General features: G+C 63.1%; 11 protein-coding genes and 1 riboswitch. Of the genes, 5 read left to right on the plus strand and 6 right to left on the minus strand.

Annotation, left to right across the window (positions count from 1 at the left end):
* Positions 1 to 74 precede the first annotated feature (74 nt).
* Positions 75 to 809, plus strand: coding sequence for a siderophore-interacting protein (locus ABHM97_RS19620; RefSeq protein ID WP_349471927.1), 735 nt, complete (start codon positions 75 to 77; stop codon positions 807 to 809).
* Here ABHM97_RS19620 and ABHM97_RS19625 read toward each other — a convergent pair.
* A complete protein-coding gene (locus tag ABHM97_RS19625; RefSeq protein ID WP_235517844.1) occupies positions 806 to 1,159 on the minus strand; it encodes a hypothetical protein in 354 nt (117 codons plus the stop codon). The genes ABHM97_RS19620 and ABHM97_RS19625 overlap by 4 nt on opposite strands.
* 116 nt (positions 1,160 to 1,275) lie before the next feature.
* Entirely contained in the window at positions 1,276 to 1,725 is a 450-nt protein-coding gene (locus ABHM97_RS19630; RefSeq protein WP_349471928.1) for a DUF6973 domain-containing protein, read from the minus strand.
* Positions 1,726 to 2,096: 371 nt separating this feature from the next.
* Between ABHM97_RS19630 and ABHM97_RS19635 the strand changes: the two genes are divergently transcribed.
* Positions 2,097 to 3,620 (plus strand): UDP-N-acetylglucosamine 1-carboxyvinyltransferase, encoded by a 1,524-nt coding sequence (locus ABHM97_RS19635; protein ID WP_349471929.1) that lies wholly within the window; start codon positions 2,097 to 2,099, stop codon positions 3,618 to 3,620.
* 11 nt (positions 3,621 to 3,631) lie between these two features.
* On the opposite strand, the gene ABHM97_RS19640 is transcribed toward ABHM97_RS19635, so the two are convergent.
* Genes ABHM97_RS19640 through ABHM97_RS19650 form a run of 3 tightly spaced genes read right to left on the minus strand, consistent with a single transcriptional unit; the run spans position 3,632 to position 5,511 of the window.
* The gene (locus tag ABHM97_RS19640) at positions 3,632 to 4,840 is read right to left on the minus strand and encodes an O-succinylhomoserine sulfhydrylase (protein WP_257369375.1); all 1,209 of its coding nucleotides are present in this window, start codon (positions 4,838 to 4,840) and stop codon (positions 3,632 to 3,634) included.
* On the minus strand, positions 4,841 to 5,251 hold the full coding sequence (locus ABHM97_RS19645) for a rhodanese-like domain-containing protein (protein WP_257369377.1): 411 nt from the start codon (positions 5,249 to 5,251) through the stop codon (positions 4,841 to 4,843).
* Complete coding sequence (locus ABHM97_RS19650; protein ID WP_211713632.1) at positions 5,248 to 5,511, minus strand: DUF1737 domain-containing protein; 264 nt, start codon at positions 5,509 to 5,511, stop codon at positions 5,248 to 5,250. Before ABHM97_RS19650 ends, ABHM97_RS19645 begins: the two co-directional genes overlap by 4 nt.
* Before the next feature lie 13 nt (positions 5,512 to 5,524).
* Positions 5,525 to 5,638, minus strand: a riboswitch (SAM riboswitch).
* Positions 5,639 to 5,803: 165 nt separating this feature from the next.
* On the opposite strand from ABHM97_RS19650, the gene ABHM97_RS19655 reads away from it, so the two are divergent.
* The 3 genes from ABHM97_RS19655 to ABHM97_RS19665 are packed head-to-tail and all read left to right on the plus strand — an operon-like array spanning position 5,804 to position 9,764.
* Positions 5,804 to 7,132, plus strand: coding sequence for an NtaA/DmoA family FMN-dependent monooxygenase (locus tag ABHM97_RS19655; RefSeq protein WP_349471930.1), 1,329 nt, complete (start codon positions 5,804 to 5,806; stop codon positions 7,130 to 7,132).
* Positions 7,132 to 8,697, plus strand: coding sequence for an aromatic amino acid ammonia-lyase (locus tag ABHM97_RS19660; RefSeq protein ID WP_349471931.1), 1,566 nt, complete (start codon positions 7,132 to 7,134; stop codon positions 8,695 to 8,697). The genes ABHM97_RS19655 and ABHM97_RS19660 overlap by 1 nt, the downstream gene beginning before the upstream one ends.
* On the plus strand, positions 8,691 to 9,764 hold the full coding sequence (locus ABHM97_RS19665) for a PLP-dependent cysteine synthase family protein (RefSeq protein WP_349471932.1): 1,074 nt from the start codon (positions 8,691 to 8,693) through the stop codon (positions 9,762 to 9,764). The genes ABHM97_RS19660 and ABHM97_RS19665 overlap by 7 nt, the downstream gene beginning before the upstream one ends.
* A 183-nt stretch (positions 9,765 to 9,947) precedes the next feature.
* Here the strand turns inward: ABHM97_RS19665 and ABHM97_RS19670 are convergent, their stop codons facing one another.
* Positions 9,948 to 10,430, minus strand: a complete 483-nt coding sequence (locus tag ABHM97_RS19670) for a carboxymuconolactone decarboxylase family protein (RefSeq protein ID WP_257369384.1) — start codon at positions 10,428 to 10,430, stop codon at positions 9,948 to 9,950.
* Positions 10,431 to 10,521 lie beyond the last annotated feature (91 nt).

Raw genomic sequence — 10,521 nt, forward strand, 5'->3', positions numbered from 1 at the left:
TAGGCTTACTTAAGTTCAAGATAAGTGGCTTTGGCTCCGTGCACAAATCGTGGCCATTCGTGAAGGAGAGTTCCTTGAAGCGCAATTGGGAAGGTGTGGTCCTCAAAGTGATGGGCGCCAAGGACTTCACCCTGGAGGTGACGGGACGCGAGGAAATCACCCCGGATTTCCTCCGAATCCATGTACGCGACGGCGGACTCCTGCAGCGCAGCGGGCTGCACCCCACCATGTGGATCCGATTGTGGTTCGACGACTCCGGAAAAGCGCACCAGCGCGCCTACACCGTGGTGAACGCGGACCCGGCGGCAGGCACGTTCAGTATGGACTTCGCGATGCACGACGGCGTGGCGGCGGATTGGGCATGGTCGGTACAAGCCGGCGAAACCATCGAGGCCACCGTCCAGGGCAGCTCATTCACCTTCCCACAACCCACCCCGCGCCGCATCTGGGTGGTGGGGGACCCCGCGTCCATCCCCGCCATCAACTCACTGCTGGATGAACGGGATCGATGTGCCGCCGGAGCGGCGCCGGTGACGGCCTGGTTGGAATACCAGCACGACGCCGACACCTCACTGCAGGTGCGCACGTCCGGTTCCGACGTCGTCACCTGGATTCCGCGCAAACGTGACGGGGCCGCCTTGGTGGAGGAGGTCTGCAGCGCGCTTGGCGCCGACGTGATCTCGGCATCCGAGGACTTCTTTTGGGTAGCCTGCGAAGCTTCCAGCACAAGGGCCGTCGTCAAACATCTGCGCAAGGAGCTCGGTGTGGACAAGCACCGCATTGACGCCTTGGGATACTGGCGGGCTTAGGACTCCCTCCAGCTCAGGAAACCCTTCTGCCCGTCCGGCGGCGTAAGGACCACATCACGGCCGTACTTCTTTTTGGCTTCGGATCCAATGAACGCGTCGGGAACGATCCGGACCGCCTTGGCAACTTTGCCGTCCTTCATGAAGACGAACAATGCCGGCGATGCCGTATAGCGGTTTTCCTTGGTGATGGGTTCGCCGAAAGCCGCTTCGATGTCTTTGGCCAAGGTCCCCTCCATCACGAAGCCGGCCTGGTCCCATTCGAAATCAGTGGCATCGGCAAGCTTCAAAGCGGTGCCCTTCGTTGCGGCTTCGAGTACTTGGCTGTTGAGTTTGTCGTTGGATTCGGGCATGACAGATCCTCCCAGGGAGCAGGCGGCCAGTATGCAGGCCAGGACGAGGGCGGCCAGGCCCAGCAGGGCAGCGGACGTTCGCCCTTGGGGTCTGGCCGGGTCAAGATGTGGTGGGTTCACGAGGTGGTCCGCGATTCGTCGTTGAAATCCGGGTCTTCATTGTTGTACAGATCCATGGCCTCGCGCGGGGCAGGGTTACCGGGGAGTTGCTCGTGTGCCGTGGCGTAGTCCTCAGCCCACTCTGCGCCGAATTCCTTCACCATCAGGGCGTTCCAGTACGCATGGCGGAAGGCGTCGTTCTGGTCGTCGTTTTGGTCTGCGCTGGGGAAGCGTTCATCAGCGACATTGAAGGCGTCATCGTGGATGCCTTTGAAAGCGTTCAGTTCGAAAGGTCCAAGACCATTCAGCATTTCGGCCTCCTTCTCGGTGACAACCCTCTGGTCCACCACGAACTTCAAAGGGTCCCAATCGCCCGGCCAGTTGGTTGTCTCCGCATCGCTGACCTGGTATTCCTCGAGGATTTCCTGCGGGCTGGGGCGGCCGGGGTCGGTGTTCGTGGCGGCCAACTGAATGGTTCCGCTTCCACCGGACCCGCCACCGACGGAGGCTTCCGTGGAAGCACCCGAGAGTCCAGCTCGCGTGCCCGCGCCGTCAGCATGGAGGCGCCGTGCGCCAAAGACTTTGAGAGTGCTTTGAGTTGGTCGACGTCGGCGCCGTAGAAAGCCATGTTTCCCCCTTGAACTTTGGTGCAATGTTTCGCCATCGGGCTGTTGAGCACAACGGGGACAACTTCCCCTGTGGAAAGGGAGGCGCCTTACCCGCATAGGCGACTACCGACGTCGAGCTTCATATCTCACGGTACGGGTACGGTGTGACATTAACCGCTCGAGCGGAGTTCTGCTGGCCACTTCTAGCTCATTTGTGATATTTCTTGGTTATGACGCAAGCTACGCCAGAACATATAGGCCTCCTGCTCCGCAACGCTCGGAGCGAAAAGGGCTGGACGCAGGGGCAGTTGGCTACCGAGCTGGGAACCAGCCAAAGCGCAATCGCCCGCATGGAACAGGGCAAACAGAACCTGAGCCTCAGAATGATCGAACGCCTTGAAGCGATTTTTGGGCGATCGATCGTCAAAGTCGGCAAGCCCCAGATGACCCACCTGCGGGTAGAAGGTGGCCGGACGCTCTCCGGCGAGGTGGACGTCAACAGCAGCAAGAACGCCGGCGTGGCGCTTCTTTGTGCAAGCCTCATCAATCGTGGCACCACCACGCTGCGCCGCTTGGCCCGCATCGAGGAAGTCAACAGGATCGTAGAGGTCCTGACCTCCATCGGTGTCGAGTGCACGTGGCTCAACGGCAGTGATCTCCGGATCCGCAGGCCCGAGGTCCTGGACCTCGAATCGATGGACGTCGGCGCCGCCCGCCGTACCCGCAGCGTCATCATGCTTTTGGGTCCGCTCCTGGACGAGACCAGCGAGTACCTGCTGCCCTACGCCGGGGGTTGCGACCTCGGAACCCGCACTGTTGAGCCGCACATGCAGGCCTTGCGTCAGTTTGGACTCGCTGTGGAGGCCCGCTCCGGGTTCTACTCGGTGACCGCACCACCCGCCGACGGCGATAACCGGTCCTTCGTCCTGACCGAACGCGGCGACACCGTTACCGAGAACGCCATCATGGCCGCCGCCCACCGCGAAGGTACGACGGTCATCCGCAACGCCAGCCCCAACTACATGGTCCAGGACCTCTGCTTCTACCTGCAGGGGCTTGGCGTGGAGATCGACGGCGTAGGAACCACTACCCTCAAGATCACGGGCCGGTCCGCCATTGACGTCGATATTGAATACTTCCCTTCAGAGGACCCCATCGAGGCCATGAGCCTCATCACCGCGGGCATCGTCACCAACTCGGAGGTCACCATCCGCCGGGTGCCCATCGAGTTCATGGAGATCGAGCTCGCCACCCTGGAGCAGATGGGCCAAAACCTGGAGGTCTCCGGCGAGTACATGGCCCGCAACGGCCGCACCCGCCTGGTGGATGTGACCACCAAGCCCTCCGAACTCCGGGCTCCCCAGGACAAGATCCACCCGATGCCCTTCCCCGGCCTGAACATCGACAACCTGCCGTTCTTCGCCGTGATCGCAGGCAACGCCGAGGGCCAGACCATGATCCACGACTGGGTCTACGAGAACCGCGCGATCTACCTGACTGAGCTCAACAAGCTCGGTGCCCAGGTGCAGCTGCTGGATCCACACCGGATCTACGTCAACGGACCCACCAAGTGGCGTGCCGCGGAAATCGGCTGCCCGCCGGCCCTGCGTCCGGCAGCCTGCCTGCTCCTGGCGATGCTGGCGGCCCGGGGAACGTCCGAGCTGCGCAACATCTACGTGATCGAGCGTGGATACGAGGACCTGGCAGAGCGACTGAACACCATCGGCGCGAAAATCGAGTACTTCCAGGACTAAGCCACGCAGGTTCAGACCTGTTTGAGGGCCTTCTCCAGATCCAGGATGAGGTCGTCGACGTCCTCCAGGCCCACGGACAGGCGAACCACGCCATCGCTTAGCCCAATTGCTGCGCGGCCCTCCGGACCCATGGCCCGGTGGGTCGTCGTGGCCGGGTGGGTGATGAGGGACTTGGAGTCGCCAAGGTTGTTGGAGATGTCGATGACTCCGAGGCCGTCCAGCAAAGCGAAGGCGGCCTCCTTCGCGGAACGTCCAGCCGACGGCGAAAGCTCGAATGTCAGGACCGTACCGCCGGCCTTCATCTGCTTTGCCGCGAGCTCGTATTGCGGGTGCGACTTCAACAGCGGGTACTTGACCCAGCTGATGGCGGGCTGCTGCTCGAGCCATTCCGCGATCTTCAAAGCGGACGCAGAGCTGTGATTCACGCGCAGCCCCATGGTCTCCAACCCCTTGGTCAGCACCCAGGCGTTGAACGCGGACAGCGAAGGTCCGGTGTGCCGCATGAGCTGCTTGACCGGGCCGTCGATGAACTCCTTGGTGCCCAGGATGGCGCCGCCAAGAACGCGGCCCTGGCCGTCGATGTGCTTGGTGCCGGAATACACGATCACGTCGGCGCCCAGCTCACCACACCGCTGCAGCAGTGGAGTGGCAAAGACATTGTCGACGACGACGGTCGCGCCGGCGGCATGCGCCAGCTCGCTGACGGCGGCGATGTCGACGATCTCCTGCATGGGGTTGGACGGGGATTCGAAAAACACGGCCGTGGTGGGCTTGGACAGGGCTTCACGCCACTGGTCCAGGTCGGGTCCATCAACGAATACTGTCTCCACGCCCCAGCGCGGAAGAATTTCGTTGAGGATCACGAAGCAGGACCCGAACAGGGAGCGGGCGGCGACTACGCGGTCACCGGCAGCCAGCAGGGCACCCAAGGCGGTGAATACCGCAGACATGCCGGACGCCGTCGCAAAGCAAGCTTCGGTGCCCTCCAGCAGGCGGAGCCGTTCCTGGAAGGTGGCCACGGAGGGGTTTCCGTAACGGGAGTAGACGAATCGCTCGTCCTCACCGGTGAAGGCACGTTCGGCAGCGGCAGCCGATTCGTAGACGAAGCCGGAGTTCAGGAAAACGGCCTCGGACGTTTCCTGGAAGTTGGTGCGGTCAAGACCGCCACGGACGGCCTGGGTATCAGGATTCCAGCCAGCGGCGTCGGGATTGAAAGTCACTTAGTCGGTCCCCAGGTTCGTTGGTAGGCCACGGTTTTTCCAGCCATTTACAGTGCGCTCGCCATAGCGGTCAGGCTCGCCTTCAAAGCCCTCAAGGACGTTGTACGCGGTGAAGCCTGCCTGGGTTGCGGCGATGGCTGCAGCGATTGAACGCTGGCCGGAGCGGCACAGGAAGACCAGCTCCACGCCGTCGTCTTCGGGCGCTTGCTGCCGCAGGTCCTCGATGAAGCGGGAGTTGGGGATGCCGCCGGCGAGGTTCCACTGGATGAACAGGGGATCGTTGTCCGTAGCTTTGGTGTCCGGGATACCGATGTGGGCCCATTCGCCCTCGGTACGGACATCCACCAGGATGGCACCCGCCTCAAGTTTGGCCCACGCGTCCTGCGGGGTCAGGTCACCTGCGTAGCTCATGCGTGGCCCTCGAATGCTTCGTCGTCGTCATTTTCAAGCTGGTCGACGGCGTCGGCCACGGCGGCGTCTGCGTGGGCGATCGCTGCGGGAAGCACGATTGCCTGGGCGACGATGACGTCCGTGCCATTAAAGGTGGCTGCCGGGCTGCCATGGAGCACATAGCCCTCGGCGAGTGCGGAGCTGATCCGCTCGCAGAAATCGCGGGTGTCCGGGCCTGTGATCAGGCGGTAGGAAAGTTTTTCTTCAGTGGGTTCAGGCATTGCTGGTGCTCCTCAGTCACGCTTGCAGTTCGAATTTGTCCGATACGCCGAGTAGTCACCTGAGGCACCCCGCCGGAGAGAGGGTTGCCGACCAGCAAGTCAGGGCTTCGCGCTGGTACTCATTACTCAAGAAAAACGTAGCATTCAGGGCGCCCGGGCTGCATGTGGCGGAGGTTTGCCCGCCGTCATGTTGCGTAACCGGAGGGTGCTGTGGCAGGGCCCATTTATGACGTCCCGGGAGCATAATTGACGCAGTACGTCCCCCTGTAACTTCGCAAGAAACCAGGTCGCGGTGAACGAACAGAGCAGTCCTACACTCAAGCCCATGCTGCATTTTGGATGGTTCGTGGGCCACGGATTCGGAGTTCAGGGTTGGGGGACGCCCGGCTACGGGCTGGGCTATGACTGGAAGAAGCCTGCCCTGTACCAGGAGGCCGTGCGGGCCTTCGAGCGATCCGGGCTCGACCTGTTCATCATCGAGGACTCGCTTACCGTTCCTGATACCTACGGCGGTACGGCCGAGGTGTCCCTGGCGCATGCATCCTTCGCACCCAAGCACGACCCCCTCGCGTTGGTTCCCTACCTGCTCTCCGCGACAGAGCACCTCGGGATCGTGCCCACGGTCAGCGCTTCCTTCTATCCGCCCTTCACTGCCGCCCGGCTGCTGGCCACCTTGCAGCACTTCTCAGAGGGTCAGCTTGGCTGGAACGTGGTGACGTCCGGCAGCGACCTCGCGGCGCAAAACTACGGACTGGACCAGCAGATTGAACATGACCTGCGGTACGAGAAGGCGGAGGAATTCGTCGACGTCGTGAGGCGGCTTTGGCGGAGTTGGGAACCAGGCGCCGTGCTGGAGGACGTTTCCGCCGGGGTATTCGCCGACCACACCAAAGTTCACCCGATCAACCATGAAGGCGACTTCTTCAAGGTCCGGGGCCCGCTGAACACGGCGCCCCTGCCGGAGGAGCCCGTGTTGGTTCAGGCGGGGGCTTCACCCCGCGGCAAGGCGTTCGCCGGCGGACATGCCGATGTGGCGATCGCCCTGGCACGTGGTGTGGACGGGATGAAAGCGTACCGGGACTCGATCCGCGCCGAGGCCGCGAAGGCCGGCAGGAACCCTGATGACGTGAAGGTCTTGTTTGTCCTCAAGCCCACGGTGGTCGGTTCCGCTGCCGAAGCCGAGGAACTGCGTGCCCAGCGGCGTGAGCTCACCCAACGCGACATCGACAGCCAGCTCAACTCCATCTCCTACCTCTCCGTGATCGACTTCAAGCAGTTCGACCTCGATGCCCCGTTGCCCGAGCTGACGACCAACAGCAACCAAGGGACCTTGGAGCACTTCGCAAAAGCCGCGCCGCCAGGTTCCACGCTTCGCCAGATCCTGCAAGCCCGCAGCGGTGGGGCAGGGGACTCGATCATCGGTACGGTGGGCGAAATCGCCGACTACCTCGAGGAGTCCGGCTCCGCGGTGGGCGGAGATGGGTTCCTTTTCTCCGGCTTCGTTGATCCCGTGACGGTGCATGGAGTGCTGGACAAACTCACCCCTGAGCTGCGCCGGCGGGGGCTGTTGAGGAAGAGTTACGGCAACGGCGGATTCCGGCAGAACCTCCTGGACTTCTGATGACGTCCGATGATGCAGGGACCCTGGTGATAGGAACGGCCCCGATACGCGCTGAACGCTTGGCCCTGGCAGCTAGCGACGACTCGTTTCACGTGAAACTCAACCATGATGCGTTGACTTTGATCGGCCGATCCCGGGAGATCTTGGAGCAGGCTGCGGCGTCCGGCCAGCGGGTCTACGGGCTCAATACCCTGCTGGGATCCGGTCGTGACACCGTTGTGGAGGACAAGTCGATCCTCAGCTATCAGGTTCAGGTTGTCCGGTATCACAACAGCGGCGTGGGCCCATATCTGGACCGCGCCGCCGCCCGGGCCGTCATTCTTGCCCGCCTTGTGGGATTCAGCCGTGGTGGCTCAGGAGTGCGTCCCGAGACGGCCCGTTTCTATGCCGAACTCCTGAACCGCGGCGTCCACCCCGCCATCCCTTTCGAGGGCTCAGTGGGCTCATCGGACCTCACCCAGCTCGCCGCTGTCGCGGCCGTGGCCCTTGGCGAAGGTGAAGCGTTCGACGTCCACGGCACCTTGGTCCCGGGTTCCAAAGCGCTCGCTGACGCCGGGCTGCAGCCCCTCACTCTCGCAGCCGGTGAAGCCCTGTCGCTGGTGAGCGCAAACTCCTACTCCGTGGGCGTCGGTGCCCTGGTCCTTAGGCGACTGCGGCACCTGGCCGAACTTGCCGACGTCGCGCTTTCCTTGTCCCTTGAGACCATCGCAAGGTACGACGGCGGTGGGAACCTCAGCCCGTTTTCGCCGGCGATCCAGGCAGCCAAGGCAGTGAACGGGCAGCGGGACTCGGCCGCTGCTGTTCGTCGACTTTTGAGCGGCGGCTGGCTGGAGGATGTCCGGGCTGAGGTTTCGGTTCAGGACGCCCTCTCCTTCCGGGCCGCACCGCAGACACACGGGGCATTCCGGTCCTTGGTGTCGGATCTGGGTGAGGCGCTGGAAGTGGAACTCAACGGACGCGGTGATAACCCGTTGGTGGATGTCGGGTCCGGGCAGGTGGTGTCTGGCGGGAATTTCCAGCCCACCCAGTTGGCGCTGTCCTTTGAAGTGTTGCGGCTCGCTTTGGCCCATGTGGGCATCTCCAGCGAGCGGCGCATCGCCAAGTTGTACCCGCCGCAACGGGCCATCCGCGCAAAGCACCTGGCGGCGGCCACCAACGGGTCGGGCCTTGCGCAGGAAGAACTGCCGGGATTGCTCTGGTACTCCGCCGCGGGGCTCCTCGCTGAACTCAAATTCCTCGCCGCGCCGGCGACCCTTGGAGCACCAACCCTGTCCGCCGACGTCGAAGACCACTCCACCCTGGCCCCGCTTGCGTTGCAACAACTCGAAAAGTCGGTGGAGGCCTTGGAGAAGTTGTTGACGATTGAGGCCCTCACTGCGTCCTACCTGCTGCTCGAGGCAGGAGCTGTGCAGCCACTCGGTAAGGGGACGGGCGCCGTCGTCGGTCGCTTGGCCGATGTGCTGGCGGACCGTCCGTCCGCGCCGGACCTGGTGGAGCGGGCGCGGGCGGAATTGCGCGATCTCGTGCACCACGTCATCGGGCCCGAAGGAGGGGAACCATGGTGAACACCGATATCCGCAAACACGGCGCGCATTCAGCCGGTCCAACACCGGACGTGCTGGATGCTTCAGTCCTGGAGAAGGTGGGAAACACCCCGCTGGTGAAACTAGAGGCCCTGAGCCGTGGGTTGGGCAGCGCCGTCCACATCAAACTCGAATCCGAGAATCCCGGCGGCTCCATTAAGGACCGCACGGCGTTGAGCATGGTCCGTGCCGCCGAACGCTCCGGGGAGTTAAAACCGGGCGCCACGATCGTGGAGAGTACCTCCGGGAACACCGGGATCGGGCTGGCCCTGATCGGGCACCTCACCGGCCACCCTGTTGTTGTCATCACCGGTGACACCATCTCGCAGGAGAAGCTCGCTGCACTGCACAACTACGGCGCGCGTGTGATCCTCACCGACTGGAACGCCCCCTCGGAATCGCCGGAGAATGCCCGTGCCGTGGCAGCCCGCATCACCGCAGAGACGCCCGGCGCCTGGCGGCCGATGCAGTTCGACAACCCTGCCAATCCCGCCGCGCATTATGAGAACACGGGTCCTGAAATCTGGGAACAGACGGGTGGCCTGATCACACATTTCGTGGCAAGCATCGGGACCGGAGGGACCATCAGCGGCAACGGGCGGTTCCTGAAGGAGCAGGTGGCAGCTTCACGCCCGGGCGGCCACCTGGAGGTCGTGGGTGCAGACCCCTACGGATCCGCGTACAGTGGCGGCCACCCCGGCGAGATCCTGGTGGATGGCGTGGGCAACTCGTGGCCCGAACCCGAGTGGCCCAAGGCATTCAACCGTGGGATCGTGGACCGTTTCCTCCGGATACCCAACGACGAGGTCTACACCACGGTGCACCGTCTCCTGGACGAAGAGGGGCTCGCCCTGGGGCCGTCGTCCGGGCTTGCTGTGGCTGCAGCCCTCCGGGTGGCCCGCGCCGCGCCGCACGGTTCGGTGGTGGTAGCCATAGCTCCCGACGCCGGCACCAACTACCTGAGCAAGGCTTTCAATCCGGTGTGGCTGGCTGAGCACGGCATCCGCCTCGCCGCCGACGTTCCCGACGCCCGCAACCCCCGCGAGTAGACGCTCTCTCACGTTCCGTCCGTTTGGGCCGGACGCTCTCTCACGTTCCGCCCGCTTGGGTCGGACGCTCTCTCACGTTCCGCCCGTTTGGGGGTGACGCTCTCTCATGTTCAGCCCGTTTGGGCTGGACGCTCTCTCATGTTCAGCCCGTTTGGGCTGGACGCTCTCTCATGTTCCGGGTGTCTACTTCTTGGCCGCGCGGACGGGGTGCTCGCTCAGAATCGACAGTCGATTGAAGGCGTTGATCCCGATTGCTGCCATGCAGAGGACGCTGATCTGTTCGTCGCTATAGTGCTGGCGCGCCTGTTCGAAGAGTTCAGGACTGGGCCTCGAGCTGCTCATACGCGTGATCTGTTCTGCGATCTCCATGGCTACCACTTCAGCTGCTTCGAACAACTGGACTTCCTGGTAAACGGCCACCAAAGAAAGCCGCTGTTCTGTTTCGCCGTACTTCAGCGCCCGGCGATGGTGAAGATCGAGGCAGAATGCGCAGCCGTTGATCTGTGAGGAAAGGTAGTTAATGAGCTCCAGGGTCCGGCGCGGAACGCCCAGCCGATCAGCTTCATTGACGAGCTGTTGGGAATAGTGGCTCAGCGTGGCGTAGAGGTCGGGCTGCTGCTTATCCAGATAGCCGGAAAGACGTGGTTTTGTTTCCTGTTCGGGCATGGTTGGAGCCTAACGCAACGCACGCGGGCCCACGAAGTGAGTGAGCGTTCGGGTGAAGGCGGTGGGATGTGAGTGAGCGTTCGGGTGAAGG

It is taken from the genome of Paenarthrobacter sp. CAP02, assembly GCF_040137855.1.
In the GTDB taxonomy this organism is placed as follows: domain Bacteria; phylum Actinomycetota; class Actinomycetes; order Actinomycetales; family Micrococcaceae; genus Arthrobacter.